Here is a 22,166-nt window from a genome sequence, read left to right as displayed (position 1 = left end):
TCCATGGATAGCCCGAAATCGCACCGACCCACCGGGCGCGAAGCCGTGCGACGCGCCGTACTGGGGACCGCTCGCAGGATCTTCGCCGCCCGGGGCCCCCGCGCACCACTGCGGGAGGTCGCCGACGCCGCCGAGGTCAACCTCGGCCTGATCCACCGACACGTCGGAAACAAGGACGACCTGCTCGCGGCGGTCCTCGACCAGGGGCTCCGGCACGGGTCCGCGCGACTGGACGGTTACGACGACGCCGGGGCGGCCATCCGGTCCATGCTGCTGGGCGCCACCGACAATCCCGACTTCAGCCGCCTGCTGGTGTGGCTCTCTCTCGACCCGGGCGCGGTGGGCCGCCCGGTCCTGGACGCCTCGACCCGCCCGGCGCAGGCGGTGGCGCGCATGACCGATCCCCCGCCGGTCGACACCCTCCACCTGGCACTGGCCCTGACCACCGTCTACGCGTGGCCGGTACTGCGCGAGCAGATCCTGGACGTGCTGGGGTTCACGCAGGACGCGCGCGCGGACGTGGACGCGCGGATGGCGGACCTGGTGGCGCGCGTCGTGACAGGATCCGGTGCGGAGTCCACGACGGAGAGAGAAGAAGTATGACGACGACGAGCTCGTGCTGCGCCCCGTCCGGCCCGCTCGGTCCGGATGACGCGCGAACGCGACCTGAGAAGAGCCCGGATTCCGGGGCGGCGCCGGGGCCCGGCGCCATGGTTCCGGGAGCGGGCGCCGGGCGACCGCGTCGACAGAAGGTGATTCCCGCGGGATCGTTCCTGATGGGCGACCACCACGACGAGGGCTACCCCGACGACGGCGAGTTGCCGTTGCACGAGGTGCGGTTGCGATCGTTCCGGATGGACGAGACAGCGGTGACCAACGCGCAGTTCGCGACGTTCTGCAAGGACACCGGTTACGTGACCGAGTCCGAGCAGGTCGGTGTGTCGGCGGTGTTCCACCTCGCCGTGGACGCCGCCCCCGCCGACGTGCTGCACCAGCTCGACACCACGCCGTGGTGGGTGGCGGTGCGGGGTGCGGACTGGCGGCACCCGGGCGGGCCGCGGAGTTCCATCACAGACCTACAGAACCACCCGGTGGTGCACGTCTCGTGGAATGACGCGTCGGCCTACTGTCAGTGGGCGGGAGCCCGGCTCCCGACCGAGGCCGAGTGGGAGTACGCGGCGAGGGGCGGGCTGCCGGCCGCCCGGTTCCCCTGGGGTGACGAGCTCACGCCACGGGGGCGATGGAACCTGAACGTGTGGCAGGGCCGGTTCCCCGCGCACAACTCCCTGGACGACGGGTATCTGACGACCGCGCCGGTCCGGGCGTTCCGACCGAACGCCTACGGTCTGCACCAGATGGTCGGCAACGTCTGGGAGTGGTGCGCGGACACGTTCGACCCCGGCTGGTACGCCGTGTCCGGGGTCGACAACCCCCTCGGACCCGGTCCTGAGGAGCTCTCGGAACTGGCCCCCGGCCGCGCGCCGGGCGTCGGTGACTGGCGGGTCATGCGGGGCGGGTCGTACCTCTGCCACGACTCCTACTGCTACCGCTACCGGGTCGCGGCGAGATCGTCCAACACCGCCGACTCAGCCTCCGCCAACCTCGGGTTCCGGTGCGTCCGCGACCTCTGACTTCTGCGCGCCAATACCTACCCCGGCGCGAAGTGCGGCCTCCACCATGTCGTAGAGGTGCGCCAACACGCTGTCGAAATCCGAGTTGACCACCGTGTTGTTCGCGTCCCGACGATCCTCGTACACCGCCAGTGACCCGGTGAACATCTGCGTGGCCAGGTCGATGCGTTCGAAGGCCGTGCGCCGGGGCAGGTGAGACAGCACGTCGATCAGCCGCACCACAACGTCGTCGGTCGTGGTGCGCAGATTCACCTCCGGCACAGCCGGACCCATGACGGGCCCGACCCGCTGGAGGAATCGCGCGTAGTGGGTGGCCTCCGGCTGCGCACGCAGCAGGTCGACCATCGGGCCGAACAACACGTGCACGAGCGAGGTCAGATCGGTTCCCAGCCCCTGCTCGTCGACCTCGGCCAGCCGACGCTTGCGCTCGACGTCCAGGGCCACGAGCCGCCGGCGCAGGATCTGGGTGATCAACCCGTCCCGGCTACCGAAGTGGTACTGGACGGCGGAATTGTTCCGGTGCCCCGCCATCGCCGCGACATCGCGCATCGAGACGTTGTCCAGTCCCCGCTCGCCGATGAGCTTCTCGGCGACCTCGATCATGGCCGCCTTGGCGTCTCTGTTCTCGGCCTGGACGCCGGGCTCCACCCCGTCCGGCATGTCACCGGCGACGACGTCAGATCTTGGCTGCACCGGGACTCCACTTCCGTCCCGCGGCCTCACCCAGCTGGTTGAAGCTCAGCACGGTGAGAAACAGGACGACGGCCGGGACACCCACGAGGTAGGGGTACCGCTGGAAGTCCGCCTGGCCCGCGCTGATCATGTTGCCCCAGGTCGGCTCCGGCCTCGGGATACTCAGCCCGAGGTAGCTCAGCGACGCCTCGGCGACGATGAGCACCGCCACCAGCATGAAGCTGTAGGAGAAGATCGCCGGGAAGATGTTCGGCGCGACCTCCCGCAACATGATCCGGATCTCGCCCGCACCGAGGGACCTCGCGGCGGTGACGAAGTCGCGCTTGGCGTAGGTCATGGCATTGGCCCGCACGAGGCGCGCGAAGGACGGCACCACCATGATCCCCAGCGCGAGGGTGACGTTGGGCAGCGTGGGGTTGAGCACGGTGACGATCGCGATGAGCAGAACCAGGGAGGGGAATGCCAGAAGGGTGTCGGTGAGGATCGAGACCACGCGGTCGGTCCAGCCGCCGCGGTAGCCGGCGACCAGGCCGAGGGCGCCGCCGATCAGGGCGCCGATCACCACGCCGCCGATGCCCACCACCAGCGACACGCGGGCGCCGTAGAGCAGTCCGCCCAGGACGTCCAGGCCCTGGGAGTCCGTTCCGAGTGGGTGCCCGGATCCGAGGTCCGGCGGGAGCATCGAGGCGGTCGTCAGCGCCAGGGAGGGATCGCGAGCCTCGGCGATCGGCAGGAAGTCAACGATCAGTGCGCCCAGGACGATGACGACGGTCCAGCCCAGTGCGAGCCAGGTGCCGAGTCCGGAGACCCGGGGCAGTGAGCGGCGACGCCTGCCGGGCGTCACGGGGGCGACCGGGTCCACGGGCATATCGGTGCGGGTCGAAGAGATGTCAGCCACGGCGGATCCTCGGGTCGATGAGTGCGTAGGTGATGTCCACGGCGGTGTTGACGAGGACGTAGAAGATGGCGATCACGATCACCCCGCCCAGAACGACCGGGAGGTTGTCGTTCTGGACCGCGTCGACGATCATGCTGCCCATTCCTGGGAGGTTGAACAGGCGCTCGACCACCACGGTGCCACCGATGAGCCGACCGAGGCTGATGCCCGCGAGCGTGACGATGGACACCGTCGACGGGCGCAGCGCTTCGGAGACCAGGACGTGCCCGGTGGGCATGCCCTTCGCCCGGGCGGAGAGCACGAAGTCCTGCTGCAGCGTCGAGATCATGTCCGTGCGCAGGACACGGGTGAAGATCGCGACCTCCATGAGTGCCAGAGTCAGTGCCGGCAGGGCGATACTGCGGAGATTGTCCCCGAGCCCCTCGGCGATGGGCACGAACCCCTGGCGGGGGAACTCCGGCAGCAGCAGCGCGATGAGCGCGAGCACGCCGCCCACCACGAGTCCACCGATGAGGGCGCGTCCCCACATCACACCGGGCGCGCCGCGGCCACCTCGCTTACCGATCGGCGACAGCGCGACGGCCAGTCCGATGACCACCGCGGCCCCGAGGATGACCTGCTGAGCCAGCGAGTGGTTGAACACGAACAGGTAGATGAGCAGCAGGCCGGCCACGAAGCTCGGCACCGAGATGAACGCGAACGCGACGATCGAGGCGACCTGGTCGAAGACCCCGCCACGCCGGTAGGCGGACCAGACCGCAACCGGCACGGCGATCGCCAGCGACAGGATGATCGCGGTGAATGCGAGCTGCATCGTGACGGGCAGCGCGTTGCCGATCATCTCTCCCACGGACTGGTTGGGCGGGATGAGCGAGTTGCCGAGATCGCCTTGCACGATGTCGCCAGCCCAGTTGCCGAAGCGGGTGGAGACCGGATCGTCGAGACCGAGTTCTTCTCGCGCCAGCTGGTACTGCTCTTCGGTCGCGCCGGGACCGACGGCAGACGCCGCCGAGTCTCCCGGCACCGCCTCCATCAGGAAGAACGCGCCGATCGCGGCGAGTATGACGACGACGGCCGCGTGCAGAGCGCGTTCGCCAATGAACCTGAGCACGTGGGGGGACCCTCCATTTGAGACACCGCATGAGGCGGTCGCTTAATTTTCTTGACGTGGACACACTAAGCCGTGATACTCATCACAGCAAGACGGATTAAGTAGATGACTTAGACCGGACCACGATCCTGAGGAGGCAGTCATCCCCGCAGCTTCATCGCGCCGGCCGGACACCCCGGCCGGCGGCGCAGACCTGTTGTTGGAGGTCCGCGACCTACGCACCCACATCGACACCCCCGGGGGACGAATCACCCCGGTCGACGGAGTCGACATCTCACTGCGCCGCGGTGAGACCATCGGCATCGTCGGCGAGTCCGGCTCCGGCAAGTCGATGCTGGTCCGGTCGATCATGGGCATCGCCCCGACCACCGCGCGGATCGATCCCGCGTCGACGGTGCGGTTCGACGGGCGCGACGTCCTGTCCCTCACCCAGCGCGAGTCGCAGAAGTTCTGGGGTCGGGAGATCGCCATGGTCTTCCAGGACCCGCTGACCTCGCTTAACCCGATCCGGACGATCGGCCGGCAGATCACCGACCCGCTGCGCCACCATCTGGGGCTGAGCCGGCGGGAGGCGACCGACCGCGCCGTCGAACTGCTCGAGCGGGTGCGCATCCCCTCCCCCCGTGTACGCATGAACGAGTACCCGCACCAGCTCTCGGGCGGAATGCGTCAGCGCGTCGGTATCGCGATCGCGCTGTCCTGCTCCCCCAAACTGCTCATCGCCGACGAGCCCACGACCGCCCTGGACGTGACCGTGCAGCACGAGATCCTCGACCTGCTGCACGCCCTCCAGTCCGACGGGGACATGGCGATGATCCTGGTCAGCCACGACCTGGCGGTGGTCTCCCAGCACACTGACAGGATCGGCGTGATGTACGCCGGCCATTTCCTCGAGGTAGGCGATACCCGCGCCCTCCTGGACGAGCCCGCACACCCGTACACCGGGGCACTGCTCAGCTCCATTCCGCGCCCCGACCTGCCGCCGCACACGCGGCTGACGGTCATCGAGGGCCGGCCCCCGAACCTCCGGGACATGCCGACCGGATGTCGGTACGCCCCGCGGTGCACCCGGGCACAGGACGACTGCCTGCAGGTCGATCCCCCGCTCGAGGACCTGAGGGCCACGGGAGCCTCCGGCTCCGAAACGCACAGGGTCGCCTGCTTCCACCCCACCATCCCTGCCCGGGCGAACATGAGTAGCGAGGCATCATGACCGGCATCCCCTCGAGCGTCGCGGACGAGTCGACCCCGGCCGGTGCCGGCCGGGCCGCGGACGCCAAGCTCGTCGTCGACGCCGTGACCGTCGAGTACCACACCCGCAAGGGCACGGTCCACGCCGTCTCGGACGTCTCCCTCGACGTCCCCCGCGGCTCGACACTCGCCCTGGTGGGCGAGTCGGGCTGCGGTAAGTCCAGCCTCGGACGCGCGATGCTCCAACTGCCCCGTCCCACCTCGGGCCGTGTGATCGTGGACGAGACCGACCTGTGCGGTCTCTCGGGCGCCGCGCTCAAGCACGCCCGGAAGATGATCCAGATGGTGTTCCAGGACCCCATCTCCTCGCTCAACCCACGGCGCACGGTCCGGGACATCGTGGCCGAGGGGCTGGAGATCCAGGGCGTGGGCAGCGGACGCGCCGAGATCCGTCAGCGGGTCGACGCGGCACTGGAGGCCGTCGGGCTGGACCCCGCCCACGCCGGCGACCGCCGTCCCTCGGAGTTCTCGGGCGGACAGTGCCAGCGAATCGCCCTGGCCCGCGCCCTGGTGCTCGAGCCCGAGGTCTTGGTGTGCGACGAGCCGGTCTCCGCGCTCGACGTGTCCGTGCAGGCGCAGATCCTGAACCTGCTCGAGGACATGAAGGAGCGCTACCGGCTGACGATGGTGTTCATCTCCCACGACCTGTCGGTGGTGCACAACATCGCCGACCAGGTGGCGGTGATGTATCTCGGCCAGGTGTGCGAGGTCGCCGACACGGAGGCGCTCTACGGCGCCCCTGCACACCCGTACACGATGCTGCTCATCTCGTCCGCCCCCACGCTCGGCGGCACCCTCGCCGACTCCCTGGGCGAGGCGCCCATCGCGGCCACGAGCTCCGAGCTGCCGTCCCCGCTCAATCCCCCGTCCGGCTGCCGATTCCGGACCCGGTGCCCCCGGGCCACCGAGATCTGCGCGACCGAACGCCCACAACTGATCGACATCGCACCCGGCCACAAGGTCGCGTGTCACCACCCTCTCGAGGAGAACTGAATGAAGCGCACTACCGGCGCCTTCGCCGTGCTGGCCGCGGCGACGCTGACCCTGACCGCCTGCGGAGGGGGGCCTGACGATTCCTCGAGCGCCTCGGGCGGCGGCGGACTCACCCCGACCGAGTCCGGCCGGTGCACCGAGGACCAGGTCGGCGGCACCATCACCATGGGTGAGTACGTCATGCTGCCCACGTTCATGCCCGGTCAGGGCCAGTACGGGATCCGCGGCGGCGCCGAGTCCGCCGCCATCTACGACCGGCTCATGATCTGGAACCCGGAGGCCGAGGAGTTCGAGCCCAAGCTCGCCGAGTCGCTGGAGTCCAACGACGACAACACGGTCTGGACCCTGAAGCTGCGCGAGGGCGTGAACTTCTCCAACGGCGATCCCGTCACCGCCGAGGACGTCGCGTTCACCATCGGCCTGCACCAGGACCCGGCCACCCGCTCCGTCGTCATGACCGACGCCATGCAGGTCGAGGAGGCCGTCGCGGTCGACGAGCAGACTGTCGAGTTCACCCTCGCCGAGCCGTGGGCCGGTTTCCCCGTACTACTGTCCGGTGCCGCCGGCGAGGTCATCCCCCAGGCGGCGTTCGAGGCGTCGACCCCGGAGGAGTGGGCCCGCAACCCGATCGGCGCCGGCGCGTTCGTCATGGACTCCTACACCCCTGATCAGAACGTCGTCCTCCAGCCGAACCCGGACTACTACGGCGGCCCGGTCTGCCCGACCCTGGAGTTCATCCGCATCCCCGGTTCCCAGGGAACCATCGATGCCTTCCAGACCGGTGAGCTGCAGGTCGGCGTCCTACGCGGCGCCAAGTTCGTCACCGAGGCCCAGGACTCCGAGTTCCAGGGCTTCGAGGAGATCATCAGCTCCGGTTCCGTGATCAACATGAACTCCGGCAACGCCGGCTACGACGGTGTCCTCACCGACGAGCGTGCGCGCCGGGCCGTGGGTCACGCCATGGACCGCGACCTGTGGGACCAGCGTCTCGCCGGTGGCACGGGCCAGCCGACCTCCGCACTCGTGGCCGAGTCCTCGCGCCTCTACGACAACCAGGAGGGCCCGAAGTACGACGCGGAGGAGGCGAAGCGTCTGGTGGACGAGGTCAAGGCCGAGAATCTCGACTGGGACGGCTCGCTCGAGCTGCTCATCTCCGACGGCCCGGAGAACGTCGAGGCGGGCGTCGTCGCCAAGGCGATGCTCGACGCCGCCGGATTCAACGTCAGCATTGTCAACGCCCCGGTCTCCCAGGTCACCGCGCGCCAGTTCACCGGTGACTACGAGATCGTGATCGGCGGCCTGGCGCCGTCCGACGCGGACCTCGCCTCGACCTTCGCCGCCGCGATGACCCCCGGCGGGGCGACCAACCTCACCGGGATCGACGATCCGGAGCTGACCGAGGCGCTCACCGCGTTCAAGGCCGCCGCTGACGTGGACTCGCAGAAGGAGGCCCTCAACCGGGTCCAGGAGGTCTACAACCGGGTCCAGCCCTTCGCCGTGATGGCGAACGCGGAGCAGTACGTGATCATCGACGAGTCGGTCAAGGGCGTCGTGCCCACGCTCTCCTCGGTCATGCTCTTCGACGGCGCCTACGTCGAGGAGTGATCCCCTTCGGCCCCTGAGCGGGCCGCGTATCACCAGCACCACCGCACAACCGGGCCCCGGGTCATCCGCCCACCGGCGGGACTACCCGGGGCCCGCTCATATGCCTTCACCCCACCACAGGAGAATTCATGACCCGCGCTATCCGCGCTCTGTCCGTCCTCGCCACCGCGACGATCGCCCTGACCGCATGCGGCGGGGGCGGACCTGATTCCGACAATTCGGCCTCGGGCGCCACCGCGCCCGACCAGTCCGAGCGATGCACCGCCGACCACGTCGGCGGGACCATCACCATGGGTGAGTACGCGATGCTGCCGTCCTTCGCCCCCGGCCAGGGTCAGCATGGCGTGCGCGGCGGTTCCGAATCCGCCGCGGTCTACGACCGACTCATGCGCTGGAACCCGGAGGCCGAGGAGTTCCAGCCCAAGCTCGCCGAGTCGCTGGAGTCCAACGACGACAACACGGTCTGGACCCTCAAGCTGCGCGAGGGCGTGAACTTCTCCAACGGCGATCCCTTGACCGCCGAGGACGTCGCCTACACGATCGGCCTGCACCAGGATCCCGCCATCCGTTCGACGGTGATGTCCGATGCCCTGCAGGTCGAAGAGACCGTGGTGGTGGATCCGCTGACCGTCGAGTTCACCCTCACCGAGCCGTGGGCCGGCTTCCCGATCCTGCTCGCCGGAACCGGTGGCGAGATCATCCCCCAGAAGGCTTTTGAGGCCACGGATCCGCAGGACTGGGCACGCAACCCGATTGGTGCGGGAGCATTCACCGTCGCCAGCTATACCCCCGACCAGGAAGTGGTGCTGGAGCCCAACCCGGACTACTACGGCGGCCCGGTCTGCCCGACTCTGAAGTTCATCCGCATCCCGGGCTCACAGGGCACGTACGAGGCGTTCCAGACCGGCGAGGTCCAGGTCGGGTTCCTGCGAGGTGCCAAGACCGTGACCGAGGCCCAGGACGCCGGTGACCGCGGTTTCGAGACCATCACGAGCTCCGGCTCGGTCGTCAACCTGAACACCGGGGCGGCCGGTTACGACGGTGTGTTCACCGACGAGCGGGCGCGCCGGGCCTTCGCCCACGCGCTCGACCGCGACCTGATCGACCAACGCCTCACCGGCGGTCTCGGTCAGCCGACCGACGCACTCATCGCGGAGTCCTCGCGCTTCTACGACGGTCAACAGGGGCCGGCATACGACCTGGAGGCAGCCAAGGCCCTCGTCGACGAGGTCAAGGCAGAGCGTCCCGACTGGAACGGAGAGGTGACCCTGCTGATCGCCGACAGCCCGGAGAACATGGAGACCGGCGTGGCTCTCAAGGCGCTGCTGGACGCCGCGGGGTTCAACGTGAGCCTGGAGAACGCGCCCGTCACCCAGGTCGTGGCGCGCCAGTTCACGAACGATTTCGAGGCAGTGGTGGGCGGGCTCGCGACCTCTGATGCCGATCTCGCCAGCACCTTCTACAGCGCGTTCGCGCCGGGTGGATCGACGAACCTCACCGGAATCGACGATCCGGAGCTGACCGCCGCCGTCACCGCGTTCAAGGCTGCTCCGGATCTGGACACCCAGAAGGAGGCGCTGAACCACCTCCAGGAGGTCTACAACCGGGTGGTGCCGCTCGCGGTGCTCGCTAACTCCGAGGAGTACGTCGTGGTGGGCGACACGGTTCGGGGCGTCTCACCGTCCCTGTACTCGACCATGCTCTTCGACGGCGCGTACGTCCAGGAGTGACCGGCTCCTGAAGCCGACACGGCCCCGGATCCCGCGAGGGTTCCGGGGCTGTGCTGTATCCCGGCGGCTGTCAGTGCACGCGCCGCAGCCTGGTGTTGACGAACTCGCCCATGCCCCACCGGCCGAGCTCCCGGCCGTAGCCGGAGGCCTTGACACCGCCGAAGGGAAGTCCGGCGCGGGTGGTGCCGTGCTCGTTGACGTAGACCATTCCCGCGTCGATCCGGTCGGCCACCCGTGCCGCCTCGTCGGGGTCGGTCCCCCACACGGATCCGGAGAGACCGAACCGGGTGTCGTTGGCGACCCGCAGCGCCTCGTCGAGGTCGGTGTAGCGGTAGATCATGGCGACGGGCCCGAACACCTCGTCGTGGTAGACGTCCATCTCGTCGGTGAGGTCGGTGAGCACGGTGGGCTCCATGTACGCACCGGGACGGTCGATCGGGTCGCCGCCGATCCGGAGCTTGGCACCCTGTTCGACCGCGGTTCGCACCTGCTCCACTACGCCGTCGCGGGCCTCCTCGCTCGAGAGCGGCCCCATCTCGGTGGCCTCGTCGTCGGCCGGCCCCACGGTGATACGCCCGTAGAGGTCGGTGAGGCCGGCGACGAACTCCTCGTAGATGCCGTCCGGGACGAACATGCGCTTGGGCGAGTTGCACGCCTGTCCGGAGTTGGACAACCGAGCGCGGCCGACGGTGTCGACCAGCTCGCCGACGTCGTCGGTGTCCAAGACGACGAGCGGGTCCGAGCCGCCCAGCTCGAGCACGCTCTTGGTGAGGTTCTTGCCCGCCACCTCGGCCACCGCCGCGCCGGCCCCCTCGCTGCCGGTGAGCGAGACGCCGTGGACGCGCGGGTCGGCGATCATCTCCGCCACCTGATCGGAGGAGGCGTAGACGTTGACGTACGCGTCCGCGGGCAGACCCGCCTCGCGCTGGATGCGCTCGATGAGGGCGGAGCTCTTGGCACAGATCGAGGCGTGCTTGAGGATCACGGTGTTGCCGGCCATGAGGTTGGGTGCGGCGAACCTGGCGACCTGATAGTAGGGGTAGTTCCAGGGCATCACGCCGACCAGTGGCCCCACCGGTTCGACGGTCACGGTGTTCTCGCGGGCTCCGCTCACGTCCAGCGACTCCGGCTCCAGCAGCGCGGGCCCGTGCTCGGCGTACCAGTGGTAGATGGACGCGGCCAGCTTCACCTCACCGGCGGCCTGCGCGGTCGGCTTACCCATCTCCTCGGAGATCGCGGCGGCCAGCTCATCGACCCGGTCCGCGAACGCGTCGCCGATGGCCGCGAGGATCCGCGCCCGCTCGGCCGACGGCCTGCGGCGCCACGCGTCGAATCCGTCGGCCACGCGGGAGATCACCGCGTCGATCTCGTGGTCTGCCAGGCCGTCGTATTCCGCAGCGGTCTGGCCGGTCGAGGGGTTGTGGGTCCGGTACGTGCTCATCCTGCGATCACATCCTGACGTGTCGGGGGGTGTCTGGCCGCGACCGTACGCCCCCTCGACTTCCCCGCCCACCGATACCGCCATCCGCCGCGTGCGCCGCCCGGCCCGCCGTCGCGAATCAGCGCGGTCGCATTCTGTGAGATCCCGTCGCGATTGGTAAAAACCGGTCGCGATCCTGCAGGCTCATTCTCGGTCGATGCCTGCAGAATCACGACCGGTTCTCGGGCGGGCGCGTTCGCGCAGGCGCGGGAGCGGATGCGCCCCGTCAGCGGACGCGCATCACCAGCCCCGCCGGCTCACCAGCCCTGGTATCCCGGCGCGACCCGCGTCCACGGCGCGGCGGCCTCGAGCTGCCCGGCCAGCCGAAACAGCAGGTCCTCGCGCGCGTAGTCGGCCACCAACTGCACCCCGGCCGGCATACCGCGCTCGTCAGTGCCGGCCGGCAACGAGACGGCCGGCTGACCGGAGATGTTGAACGCGCTCGCGCACACCGAGTACGCCGAACTACGCGCCCACATCGACTCCGGATCGGTCACATCGAGAAAGCCCAGCTCCGGGGTGGTCGACGGCAGCGTCGGGAGCAGCAGCACGTCCACTCCGTCGGGCCCGAACAGTTCAGCCACCTTCCAGCCGGTCCGCTGCGCGGTCTGCAACGCCCGGGCCACGCCGGGGGCCGTATGGGTCCTCGCGTTCTCCAGGATTGTCCGGGTCCAGGGCTCGATGTCGTCGTCGTCGAGCTCCCTCCCCAGCTCCGCGAGACGGTCCTCGATGGTCGCCAACAGCTGGGCGCCCATGATTGTGCCCACGGTGGACAGCACCTCGATGGTGTCCAGGCCCAACTCCACCTCGCGCACCTCGTGGCCCAGCCCGGTCAGTGTCGCGGCGGTGCGGTCGACGGCGGCGGTGCAGTCCGGATCGGTGGGGAACGGCCCGGGCGCGACCCTCAACACGCCCACGCGCAGTCGACCCGGATCGATACCCACCTCCTCGACGAACGGGCGCGCCGGCGTGGGCGCCCCGTAGGCGTCGCCGGGCACGTGCCCGGCCACGACGTCCAGCAACGCGGCGCTGTCCCGGACGCTGGTGGTGACCGCGTGGTGGTAGGCCACCGGGGCGGCGAGCCCGATGGGATGCGGCCAGGTGGGGACGCGGCCGCGGCTGGGCTTGAGTCCGACGAGTCCGCACATCGCGGCGGGGATGCGGATCGAGCCGCCGCCGTCGGTGGCGTGCGCCACGGGCACCATTCCCGAGGCGACCGCGGCCGCCGACCCGCCACTGGAACCGCCGGTGGAGTAGCCGGTGTTCCAGGGGTTGCGGCACGGCCCGTGCAGCAGTGATTCGGTGGTGGTGGTCTTGCCCATCTCGGGCACGTTGGTGGTGCCCAGGACCATCATCCCGGCGGCCTTGTAGCGCTGGACGATGGTGCTGTCCACGCTGGCCACGACGTCGGCGAACAAGCGCGAACCGTCGGCGGCGGGCAGCCCGGCGACGTCGGTGCCGAGGGACTTGATGACGATCGGCACGCCGCGCATCGGTCCGTCGGGCAGGCCCGCGGCGACCTCGGCGCGAGCCTCGTCGAAGCGGGTGGCGACCATCGCGTTGAGCGCCGGGTCGTGGGCCTCGATACGGCCGATGGCCTGTTCCAGCACGTCGGCGGGGTCGAGGTCGCCGGCGCGGATGTCGGCGGCGAGCGCCACGGCGTCGCGGATGTCGGTGGTCATGGCGAGGGACTCCTTGGGGTGGGGTGGTGTACTACGACGACGACAACGACTGCGACCCGGTCAGCCCCAGCGGGACTGACCACCGTCGAGCGGGATGGTCGCACCGGACAGGTACGAGGCCTCCGCCGAGCAGAGCCAGGCCACGGGCCGGCCGATGTCGTCGAGGGGGTCGCCCACCCGGCCGGCAGGGATCGCGGCGATGAACTCGGCGGCCTCCTCCGGGTTGTTCTCCATCCACCAGTCGAGCCCGGGACTGTGGGCGTGCGGGGCGATGTTGAGGGCGCGGATGCCGTCGGCGGCCCATTCGTAGGCGGCGGCGCGGGTCAGGGCGCGCATGGCCTCCTTGACGGCACCATAGACACCGTAGTTGCTGGGGTCCCACCGCACGGCAGCCGACGTGACCAAGTTGAGTATCACCCCACCGCCCCGCTGCTTCATGATCGGACGCGCCAACTTCATCAGCGTCAGTGCGATACCCGGCCCGGCGTCGAACGCCTTGCGGAAGCCGTCGTCGGGGTAGTCGGACAAGGGCATCGGGCGGGCCATGTTCGCGTTGTTGACCAGAATGTCGAAGCCACCGAAGTACTCGATGGCGGACTCGATGATCGCGTTCGGCGAGCCCTCGTGCGTGATGTTCACGGCCAGGCACTCAGCGGTGCCTCCGGCGGCCCGGATCTCGTCCGCGACCGCGTCGAGCTTTTCCCGGGTACGTCCGACGAGCAGGATCGCGGCGCCGGATTCGGCGAGCCCGAGCGAGATGCCCCGGCCCACGCCCTGTCCGCCGCCGGTGACGACCGCGACCTTGCCGGCCAGTCGGTTGGCGCGGTCGGCGCCCGCGAGATCGCTGGGGAGCTGAGCTGACATTGTTCCTCCGTGGTGGTGGTTGTTCATGAGGTGACGATGGTGATGATCCCGGCGAGTACCACGAGGGCGATCACGGCCGAGCGGAAAATATGGGTGGGCAGACGTTGTGCGATGGCGATGCCGATCTGGTTGAAGACCAGCCCGGCCACGACGCAGGCGGCGAGCATCGGCAGGATCGCCGGGACATCGACGTCCGTGCCCGCCCACAGCAGCGACAGGGAGACGATGCTGGTGATGACGAAGTAGCCGGCGAGGTCGGCGATGAAACTCAGCGGTGGCAGTTTGGCCCGGCCGAGCAGCAGCACGACGGGTGGACCGTTGAGCGAGGTGGTGGTGGAGAAGTAGCCGCCGATGGCGCCGGTGACCGCGGTGAGCCACGCCGCCGGCGGCCTGGCGCCTGTCGAGGTGGGCAGCGCCATGGCCAGGCCACACACGATGGTGATCACACCGGCGGCGGGTTTGAGGTGCTGCTCGGGCAGCATGCTCACGGTCTCCACGCCCAGCCACGCCCCCGGCAGGCTGGCGCCGCCGAGCAGTGCGACGCGACGCCAGTCGATGTGCTCGCGCAACTGATAGGTCACGCCCACGCGGGTCACCAGGGCCACCACGAGGTTGACCACCACGGTCTCCGTGAGCCCTACCCCGGCCAGGAGCATGAACGGTGTGGCCATGAGCGACGTGCCGAAGCCCGTCGCCCCGCCGATGACCGAGGCGACGGCCACGCACAGCACGGCGATGAGGATCAACTCCACCGCGCACCATCGATCCGGTGATCACACCGCGTCCGCGACTCCGCTGCCGGGCGGGCCGTCACTGCCCGTCGGCGGGGGCGAGATGGTTGTCGTTGAGCTGGAAACTCGGCACGTCCTTGAGGTTGATCATGGCCTCGTAGGTGCGCTTGTAGCCGGTCTTCGTGATCATCCAACGACCGTCGACGAACGCGTACGCGTCGTCATAGAAGGCGCCGCCGAAGATGTAGGTGTCGAAGGCCGGCACGATCACCCGGTCCTGCAGGTACCAGCGGCCGGTCGCGGTGTCGCCGTCGACCTCGATCTCGGGGTGGTGGGCCTGGTGCTCGGTGATCACACCGTCCGTCATCTGTCCCTTGAGCCCCTCGACCACCTGGTCACGGCCGGTGTAGGACAGGCGCTTGCCGTAGGAGGCGGTCACCTCCGGCGCGAGGGTCCCGGCGAGCTCGTCCCACAGACGCAGGTCCACGCAGCGCAGGTAGCGGTACTTGAGCGACTTGATCGCGTCGATGTCGTCGCGGCGGTCACGGGAGGTCATCAGCAGAGGCCTTTCGCAGGGGAACTGGCACGTGTTCTACGTCCACCACTGCGACTGTAGTCAATTGTGTACAGTTTGGGAATGGAACGCGAGAGGCCGACTCCCGAGCAGGCGCCCGCGCCCGAGGCCGCGGCCCGCCCGACCGGCCGCGACGAGATCCGATCGGCCGTCCTGCGCGAGGCCCGCCGACTGTTCTCCGAGCGCGGTCCGCAGGTACCGCTCCGCGACATCGCCGACGCCGCCGGAGTGAACCTCGGGCTGATCCACCGCCACATCGGCCGGAAAGAGGCGCTGATCACCGCGGTCATGCAGGATGCCGTCCGGTTCGGCGCCGCGCGCCTGGAGAACACAGACGACGCCGGCGAAGCCGTCCGCGGCATGCTGCTCGGCGCTTCGTCGCATCCCGAGATCAGCCGCCTGCTGGCCTGGCTGGCACTCGATCGCGACGCCGCCTTTCCGCCGATGGTCGACCCTTCCCAGCGCCCGGCCGCGGAGCTGCGGCGAATGAACGACCCCCCGCCGGCGGGCGACGTCGAACTGCTGTTGGTGTTCACGGCCGTCTACGCATGGCCCGTACTGCGCGGCGCACTGCTCGACGCGCTCGACATCCCCGAGTCCGAGCGCACCGGGATCGACGAACGCCTGGCCGACCTCCTGGCCCGGGTCGTCACGCGTGGCTCCGACGCCGGGAGCCCCTGATCTCTCGGACGAGAGACGACCCGCACCCGCCCGATCTCGTGTGCGCCATCACCACTCCGGGTAGAACTTGTTTCAGCAACTATTCGTAAAGCACTGACTTAGAGGTGGGAATGGGAACGCTTGACGGCCGTGTGGCAGTGGTGACCGGCGCCGGGATGGGCATCGGTCGTGGGATCGCGGGGGCACTGGCCCGTGAGGGCGCCTCGGTGATCGTGGCGGAGATCGACGAGACCGCGGGCGCAGACACCGCGGCCTGGGTGCGGGACCAGTGGGGGGTCGAGGCGGAGTTCATCCGAACCGATGTCACCGACAAGGAGCAGGTCCTGGCGATGGTCGCCGCGGCATCGGACCGTTTCGGCCGACTGGACATCCTGGTCAACAACGCGTGGAAGGGCACCGGCTTCGCGCGGCTGGAGAACATGACCGACGAGAAGCTGCGCGGCGGTTTCGACATGGCCGTGATGGCCGCGTTCTGGGCCATGCAGGCGGCGCTGCCGGAGCTGGAGAAGCACGGCACCGGACGCGTCATCAACCTGTGCTCGCTCAATGGTGTCAACGCGCACATGTACTCGGTGCAGTACAACGCGGCCAAGGAGGCACTGCGCACCCTCACCCGGACCGCGGCACGCGAGTGGGCGCCGCGGCAGATCTGCTGCAACGTCATCTGCCCCGGCGCCCAGAGCGAGGCGTACCGACGGGTCGCCGAGGCGAACCCCGAGATGGCGGCGGGCCTCGCGGCAGCCAATCCGATGGGCCGGGTGGGCGACCCGATGGAGGACATCGGGGCCGTGGCCGCGTTCCTCGCGAGCGACGCGAGCCGCTACCTGACCGGCAACACGCTGTTCGTCGACGGCGGGGGCCACATCAACGGCGTCCAGTGGGCACCGAACGTGGACTGACCCCGGACTTCTTTTCCGCCTCCGGGGCGGCCGAGGGGGACCAACTAGGGTCGGCACCATGTCGGAACCGCACGCAGCCCGGATCCCCCTCGGCCCCGACGTCCTGGTGATCCGGGACCGCTACGAGACGCTGAGCATCGCCAACGACGTGCTGATCGGCATCTGGTTCGTCGTGGGCAGCATTCTGTTCTTCTCCGAATCCACGACCACCGTCGCGACGGCGCTGTTCGTCGTGGGCAGCGTGCAGATGCTGATCCGACCGGCGATCCGGCTCAGCCGGCGGATTCACCTGCGCAGGCGGGGGTACAGCGACTCCGGATCCGACCAGGATTTCTGACCACGATCGCGGGCATCACGATTCCTCGGCGTGTCGGACGTCCGACGTATATTGGAACAGGATCCGCCGAGGAGGGGTGTCATGCACGAGCAGTACCGTTCACCTGCGCACGAACCCGGCGCTCACGAACCCGGCGCTCACGAGCTCGCCTACCCGGCCGGGCAGACCGAGGCGTTCGACACCCGGGCCTTCGACACCCCGTCCGCCGAGACCCGCGGGTTCCCGCCAGCTCCTTCTCCCGGCGCGGCCCCGCACCGGCACGCCCCCGGCCCACAGACGGGGCGCGCGCCACTCGCACACGAGGGGGGTCTGCCGTACGGGAACCCGCCGGCTCCCGCGTACCCCCCACCCCACCAGTTCGTCCCCCAGCACCTGGCGGCCCCGTACCAGTTCGGAACCGGACCGCATCTCCAGAACCCCGGCCCGTATCTGCAGCACCCCTATCAGTACATGTACCCGCCGCAGCCCTTCCAGCAGACGGTGGTCGTGCACAACGGACGCCGCGTCAACCACGTATTGCACCTGGTACTGACGCTGCTGACCGCAGGGCTGTGGTTGCCGGTCTGGATCATCCTGGCGATCGCCAACTCCTAGGCGTGCAGCAGGCACCTGCCACGCCGGGCGAGCCCGCCCACCTCGGGCGAGCCCGGCGGCAGGTCAGGCCGGGGTGCGGCCGTAGCGGTCGTACTCGGCCAGGAGCGAGGCCTTGTCGTCGTCGTCCATCAGGCGGTACTGGTGCGCCTTCGTGTCACCCAGGTACACGGCGTCCTCCACCGTCCACGACTGGCGCCGGAGATCCTTCTTGTCGATCTTGCGGGTCGCGGTGACCGGGATGTCCTGCACCACGCGCACGAACCGCGGCGCCCACTTGGTACCCAGGTCCTGCTGCTCCGCCAGGAAGCGACCGAAGGCCTCGGGATCGAATTCCACACCGGGCGCCATCTCGACGGTGGCCATCACCTGGTCTCCCGTCCGCGGGTCCGGGACGGGGTACACGGCCACCAACACGACTCCGGGGAAACGCGCGAGGATCCGCTCGACGGGCGCGGCGGCGAAGTTCTCACTGTCCACGCGCATCCAGTCACCCCCACGGCCGGCGAAGTAGAAGAAGCCCTCGGCGTCCCGGTAGCCCAGATCCCCCGTCCGGTAGGCGGCACCATCGATCCGCTCGGCAGTGGCCTGGGGGTTTCGGTAGTACCCCTCGAACATCGCCGCGCCGGTGCGGTTGACGATCTCGCCGGTCGCGGCCTCCGGATTGAGCAGACGGCCGGTGGAGTCGAACTCCGCCCGCGGGCACTCCCGCCCGTCGGCATCGAGTATGCAGACGTCCATGTAGTCCGCGGGCAAACCGAGCGCATTCCGCGGCGAATCCGGCGTCAGACTGATGACCACAGCTCCCTCGGACGAGCCGTAGCTCTCGATCGGCCGGGTCCCGAACCGCCGCTCGAACTCGTCCCGGTCATGCGGGGAGGCCTCGGTGCCGAACACCTGACGCAGCCGGGTCTGCTGCTCCTGGGCCGACTCCGGAACGGCGAGGATGTACGCCAGCGACCGGCCCACGTAGTTGAAAAACGTTGCGCCGAACCTGAGCACGTCCGGCAGGAAACCGGAGGCCGAGAACTTGCGGCGCATACTGAACGTGGCACCGGTGAACACCGATGGGCCCCAGCAGGAGAAGATGGCGTTGCCGTGGAAGAGCGGCATGGCGTTGTAGGTCACGTCGTCGGTGGTGAACGACAGATAGTTGATCGCCGAGAGCGCGGCAAGTCGCCCGGTGCTGCAGATGACCGCCTTGGGCGCTCCGGTTGATCCCGAGGTGAACGTCAGGAGCACGGTCGTCGTGGGATCGCTCGCCTCCAGGACGTTCGGCAACCGCTCCCCCGCCGCGTCCTGAACGAGGTCCCGCCACCGCTGGCCGTCGACGAGGAACACCCGGTCCTCGTCCACGCCCGTGTCGAGACCGTCCAGCAGCGCCGCCTGCGTGGAGTCGGTGACGATGACGTCGCAGTCCACAGCGCGGATGTCCGTCGCGAGTTCGGTTCCCCGCCGGGTGGGATTGATGCCGACGACCGTCGCGCCCGCCAGTGCGGCGGCCCCGATCATGAAGAGATACTCGGGCACGTTCTCCAACAGCACGCCGACGTGGAATGCCCGACCCTCGCGCCGAAGCCCGTGAAGCACGATCGCCCGCTTCTCGGCCTCACGCACGACCTCGTCCCAGGTGAAACTCTGATCCTCGAAGAGCAGCCCGGGTCGCGTGTCTCCACGTCGGCGACCGAGGATGTCGGCGAAGGTGAGTCGCTGCTCGGCGACCTCGGCCGGAAGCAGCCGCTCGACCTCGACGCCGGCCGCCCCCGTCGTATCGGTCGTGGGCGCGAAGTTCGCGTGAGTAGTGCTCGCCATTTCGTGGTCTCCTCGTGTCTTCCGCACTGGTCAGTGCCCTGCCGCACCGACATAACAACTGTTGTGTGAAGTCGTACGGGAAGCGATGCTAGCCCAGATGTGTCGAGAGTCACAAGCGCACCGGGTGGATTACTGTGAACCCTTGAGCGCCCGGCTCACCACACCGTTTCCAGCCGGAGCAGAAGTGAGGACGACCGTGGCCATGCCCCCTTCCAGCGTCGACGCGAACCGTCGCGAGATCGCCTCCGCGGCCTGCGAACTAGTCGCCGACGGCGGACTGGACAGCGTCTCCATGCGCCGGATCGCCAAGCATCTGGGCGCCACCACGGGCTACATCTCGCACTACTACGCGGACAAAGAAGACCTCCTCGAGGCGGCGCTGCGTGCGGCGCTCTCCGAGCTCACCGCCGGTTCCGCTCCCCAGTCCACGACCCTGGAGGAATGGATCGACAACGCGGTTCTGACCCTGCCGCACAACGTCGACACCCAGAGGTTCTGGCGGATACTGACCGCGTACCAGTCCGCCAGCCTCAACAACGCGCGACTGGCCCAGATCCTGCGCGACTACGTGGTGGAGCAGGTCTCGGCGCTGACCGACCACCTCGCCGTCACGCTGGGCAGCACCCCGCCGGAACACGAGGTCACCGCGCTGGCCCGCTCGTTGTTCGCGGTGGTCTCGGGGCTCGGCACCACCTCGACCATCACCCCGGACGCGTTCACGCCCGCCCAGCTGCGCACGATCGTGCGCTCCTCGGTGTGCGGCCTGCTCGACGAGTTCGCCTCGCGACACCCCGAGATCGGCCCCGCACCCGGCAGGCCCACGCCCCCGGCCTGAGCCGACCCCTCACATCGGTGCAGGTGGCGACACGGCGCCACCCCTGCTAGTCAGTAGGTGTCCCAGTGTGGAACGACGCGAGGAGGCACGCAGATGGGTGTCGAGGACCACGATCCCGAGGAATACACGCCCGATCCCGATCCGGTCACGGCGCGGGAGGAGTATGAGCCCGCGCCTGTCGATGCCGGCTCCGTCGGCGAGGCCGACCCGGCCGACGTGGCCGAGCAGTCCGTCGAGGTGCCGGTGATCGAGCCAGGACCCGAGGAAGCCGAGGAGTACGACGACGAGGAGGTCGGCTGACACCAGCCGGCCAGTCGCCCGACGCCCGGATGGGCCAAATAAGGGAATCGCCGGGGCCGCGGAGGGGGGACAACGCGGCCCCGGCGATTCTGACGCACGACGCGGGGTCGCGACCCGGGGGGCGGGTCTGCGGCATCCGCACATCGCTGCAGAGTCGGCGACAGCTGGCGGGGGGATATCAGCTTTCGCCACCGACAAACCCGAGGGTAGCCACACATCTGCGACTTCACAACTGTCAAGTGAGTTCGGAGCCCCCGTTCGGGCGTGCTGCCGCAGCCGGACGCTCGGCGCCCAGATAGGCCAGCGCCGCCACCACCTGCGCGCGCGTGGCCGTGAGGAGCGTCGGCTCCTCCAGCGGCGCGAAGCGCGGCGAGTGGTTGGCCGGGATCTCGCGACCCACCATGCCCGGGGAGAGCGCGTCCCGGTAGCGGTCGGGGTCCACCGAGCCGACGGTCCAGTACGTGTACGGCACACCGAACGCGTCCGGAATCAGGGAGAAATCCTCCGACGCTGTGACCCGACCGGCCTCGTACACCGCGCGCGCGCCGAAGTAGGCGACGAAGGCCTCGGTGACCGTGTCCGTGACCGCAGGGTCGTTGCGGGTGAGCGGGTACTGGTCGTAGTAGAGGAAGTCCGGATCGGCCGGGGCCCCGGCCGCCACACACTCCGCGCGGACGATGCGCTCGATCGCCGAGATCACCTGCTCGCGCACCGCCGGGTCGTACGTGCGGATGTTGAGCAGCAGCTCGGCCGAGTCCGGGATGATGTTGGCCTTGGCGCCCGCGGAGATCGAACCGACCGTCACGACAGCGAACGTCCCCGGCTCCACCTCACGCGAGACGATCGTCTGCAGGCGCAGGACGATCGACGACGCCACCACCACCGGGTCCACCGCCGTGTGCGGCATCGAACCGTGCGCGCCTCGGCCGTGGATCGTGATCTTCAGCGAATCGCCGGCCGACAGGACCGGGCCCGTCACCGTGCCGATCGTGCCGGCCGCGGTCGGCATGACGTGCTGCCCCAGCGCCACATCCGGCCGCGGGACCCGTTCGAGCAGGCCGCCGTCGACCATCGCCCGGGCGCCGGCGGCCGTCTCCTCTCCCGGCTGGAACACCGCGATATACGTGCCCGACCACTCGTCGCGGTTCTCGGACAGGACGCGAGTGGCGCCCAGCAGCGCCGCCGCGTGCGCGTCATGGCCGCACGCGTGCATGACCCCCGGGGCCTGGGAGGCGTACTCCAGGCCGGTGTCCCCCTGGAGGGGCAGTGCGTCTGTGTCGGCGCGGGCCAGGACTGTGGGGCCTTCGCCGTTCTCGATCACCGCCACGACGCCCGTCCCGCCGATGCGCTGGGGCTCCAGGCCCAGCGCGGTGAGCTCCTGCTCGATCCGGCTCGCCGTCGCGTGGTCGGCCATGCTGAGCTCCGGGCGGCAGTGGAAGTGACGATAGAGGTCGCGGAGCCACGGGAG

General features: G+C 69.3%; 22 protein-coding genes. 12 read left to right on the top strand and 10 right to left on the bottom strand.

The genetic code is table 11. The annotated features are described in order from the left end of the window. The first annotated feature begins 3 nt into the window (after nt 1–3). Together ACWIE7_RS15965 and ACWIE7_RS15960 are read left to right on the top strand one after the other, a co-directional pair. Nucleotides 4–603 (top strand): TetR/AcrR family transcriptional regulator, encoded by a 600-nt coding sequence (locus tag ACWIE7_RS15965; RefSeq protein WP_452098455.1) that lies wholly within the window; start codon nt 4–6, stop codon nt 601–603. Then, nucleotides 600–1,631, top strand: a complete 1,032-nt coding sequence (locus tag ACWIE7_RS15960) for a formylglycine-generating enzyme family protein (protein ID WP_452098454.1) — start codon at nt 600–602, stop codon at nt 1,629–1,631. Before ACWIE7_RS15965 ends, ACWIE7_RS15960 begins: the two co-directional genes overlap by 4 nt. Here ACWIE7_RS15960 and ACWIE7_RS15955 read toward each other — a convergent pair. From ACWIE7_RS15955 to ACWIE7_RS15945, 3 genes are read right to left on the bottom strand one after another with little or no spacing between them, the layout of a single operon-like run. Next, entirely contained in the window at nt 1,587–2,324 is a 738-nt protein-coding gene (locus tag ACWIE7_RS15955; protein ID WP_454058504.1) for a TetR/AcrR family transcriptional regulator, read from the bottom strand. The two genes, ACWIE7_RS15960 and ACWIE7_RS15955, sit on opposite strands and share 45 nt — an antisense overlap. Next, nucleotides 2,308–3,222 (bottom strand): ABC transporter permease, encoded by a 915-nt coding sequence (locus tag ACWIE7_RS15950; RefSeq protein WP_454058505.1) that lies wholly within the window; start codon nt 3,220–3,222, stop codon nt 2,308–2,310. The genes ACWIE7_RS15955 and ACWIE7_RS15950 overlap by 17 nt, the downstream gene beginning before the upstream one ends. Then, nucleotides 3,215–4,333, bottom strand: a complete 1,119-nt coding sequence (locus ACWIE7_RS15945) for an ABC transporter permease (protein ID WP_344994149.1) — start codon at nt 4,331–4,333, stop codon at nt 3,215–3,217. The genes ACWIE7_RS15950 and ACWIE7_RS15945 overlap by 8 nt, the downstream gene beginning before the upstream one ends. A 196-nt stretch (nt 4,334–4,529) precedes the next feature. Between ACWIE7_RS15945 and ACWIE7_RS15940 the strand changes: the two genes are divergently transcribed. The 4 genes from ACWIE7_RS15940 (at nt 4,530) to ACWIE7_RS15925 (ending at nt 9,912) form a co-directional block, all read left to right on the top strand. After that, nucleotides 4,530–5,546: an ABC transporter ATP-binding protein gene (locus tag ACWIE7_RS15940; protein ID WP_454069923.1), complete on the top strand. Its 1,017-nt coding sequence runs from the start codon at nt 4,530–4,532 to the stop codon at nt 5,544–5,546. Then, the gene (locus ACWIE7_RS15935; protein ID WP_454058506.1) at nt 5,543–6,577 is read left to right on the top strand and encodes an ABC transporter ATP-binding protein; all 1,035 of its coding nucleotides are present in this window, start codon (nt 5,543–5,545) and stop codon (nt 6,575–6,577) included. The genes ACWIE7_RS15940 and ACWIE7_RS15935 overlap by 4 nt, the downstream gene beginning before the upstream one ends. After that, complete coding sequence (locus tag ACWIE7_RS15930) at nt 6,578–8,182, top strand: ABC transporter substrate-binding protein (protein WP_454069922.1); 1,605 nt, start codon at nt 6,578–6,580, stop codon at nt 8,180–8,182. Between the two features lie 128 nt (nt 8,183–8,310). Next, on the top strand, nt 8,311–9,912 hold the full coding sequence (locus ACWIE7_RS15925) for an ABC transporter substrate-binding protein (protein WP_454069921.1): 1,602 nt from the start codon (nt 8,311–8,313) through the stop codon (nt 9,910–9,912). A 70-nt stretch (nt 9,913–9,982) separates the two neighbouring features. On the opposite strand, the gene ACWIE7_RS15920 is transcribed toward ACWIE7_RS15925, so the two are convergent. The 5 genes from ACWIE7_RS15920 to ACWIE7_RS15900 form a co-directional block, all read right to left on the bottom strand. Further along, complete coding sequence (locus tag ACWIE7_RS15920; RefSeq protein WP_454069920.1) at nt 9,983–11,353, bottom strand: NAD-dependent succinate-semialdehyde dehydrogenase; 1,371 nt, start codon at nt 11,351–11,353, stop codon at nt 9,983–9,985. Between the two features lie 296 nt (nt 11,354–11,649). Continuing rightward, on the bottom strand, nt 11,650–13,074 hold the full coding sequence (locus tag ACWIE7_RS15915; protein WP_454069919.1) for an amidase: 1,425 nt from the start codon (nt 13,072–13,074) through the stop codon (nt 11,650–11,652). 60 nt (nt 13,075–13,134) lie between these two features. Then, nucleotides 13,135–13,938 (bottom strand): SDR family NAD(P)-dependent oxidoreductase, encoded by an 804-nt coding sequence (locus ACWIE7_RS15910; protein ID WP_454069918.1) that lies wholly within the window; start codon nt 13,936–13,938, stop codon nt 13,135–13,137. A 23-nt stretch (nt 13,939–13,961) separates the two neighbouring features. After that, complete coding sequence (locus tag ACWIE7_RS15905) at nt 13,962–14,690, bottom strand: sulfite exporter TauE/SafE family protein (RefSeq protein ID WP_454058509.1); 729 nt, start codon at nt 14,688–14,690, stop codon at nt 13,962–13,964. Between the two features lie 58 nt (nt 14,691–14,748). Beyond that, a complete protein-coding gene (locus ACWIE7_RS15900) occupies nt 14,749–15,225 on the bottom strand; it encodes a nuclear transport factor 2 family protein (protein WP_454058510.1) in 477 nt (158 codons plus the stop codon). Nucleotides 15,226–15,306: 81 nt separating this feature from the next. On the opposite strand from ACWIE7_RS15900, the gene ACWIE7_RS15895 reads away from it, so the two are divergent. From ACWIE7_RS15895 to ACWIE7_RS15880, 4 genes are all read left to right on the top strand, one after another. Then, complete coding sequence (locus ACWIE7_RS15895; protein ID WP_454069917.1) at nt 15,307–15,924, top strand: TetR/AcrR family transcriptional regulator; 618 nt, start codon at nt 15,307–15,309, stop codon at nt 15,922–15,924. A 110-nt stretch (nt 15,925–16,034) separates the two neighbouring features. Next, nucleotides 16,035–16,823 carry an SDR family NAD(P)-dependent oxidoreductase gene (locus tag ACWIE7_RS15890; protein WP_454058512.1) on the top strand — a complete coding sequence of 263 codons (789 nt, stop codon included), beginning with the start codon at nt 16,035–16,037 and terminating at the stop codon, nt 16,821–16,823. Between the two features lie 58 nt (nt 16,824–16,881). After that, nucleotides 16,882–17,160: a YrhK family protein gene (locus tag ACWIE7_RS15885; protein ID WP_454058513.1), complete on the top strand. Its 279-nt coding sequence runs from the start codon at nt 16,882–16,884 to the stop codon at nt 17,158–17,160. An 81-nt stretch (nt 17,161–17,241) separates the two neighbouring features. Further along, entirely contained in the window at nt 17,242–17,754 is a 513-nt protein-coding gene (locus ACWIE7_RS15880) for a hypothetical protein (protein ID WP_454058514.1), read from the top strand. A gap of 63 nt (nt 17,755–17,817) precedes the next feature. Here ACWIE7_RS15880 and ACWIE7_RS15875 read toward each other — a convergent pair whose 3' ends face one another. Further along, entirely contained in the window at nt 17,818–19,563 is a 1,746-nt protein-coding gene (locus ACWIE7_RS15875; protein WP_454069916.1) for an AMP-binding protein, read from the bottom strand. 202 nt (nt 19,564–19,765) lie between these two features. On the opposite strand from ACWIE7_RS15875, the gene ACWIE7_RS15870 reads away from it, so the two are divergent. Further along, nucleotides 19,766–20,398 (top strand): TetR/AcrR family transcriptional regulator, encoded by a 633-nt coding sequence (locus ACWIE7_RS15870; RefSeq protein ID WP_454069915.1) that lies wholly within the window; start codon nt 19,766–19,768, stop codon nt 20,396–20,398. A 93-nt stretch (nt 20,399–20,491) separates the two neighbouring features. Continuing rightward, entirely contained in the window at nt 20,492–20,698 is a 207-nt protein-coding gene (locus ACWIE7_RS15865) for a hypothetical protein (RefSeq protein ID WP_452098437.1), read from the top strand. A gap of 235 nt (nt 20,699–20,933) precedes the next feature. Here ACWIE7_RS15865 and ACWIE7_RS15860 read toward each other — a convergent pair. Beyond that, on the bottom strand, nt 20,934–22,166 hold a 1,233-nt coding region (locus ACWIE7_RS15860), incomplete at its 5' end, for a M20 family metallopeptidase (RefSeq protein WP_454069914.1).

The sequence above is a fragment of the Dietzia sp. NPDC055343 genome, assembly GCF_053645265.1.
Note: the sequence above shows the minus strand (reverse complement) of the source record. Positions and strands in the feature narration are given on the sequence as shown.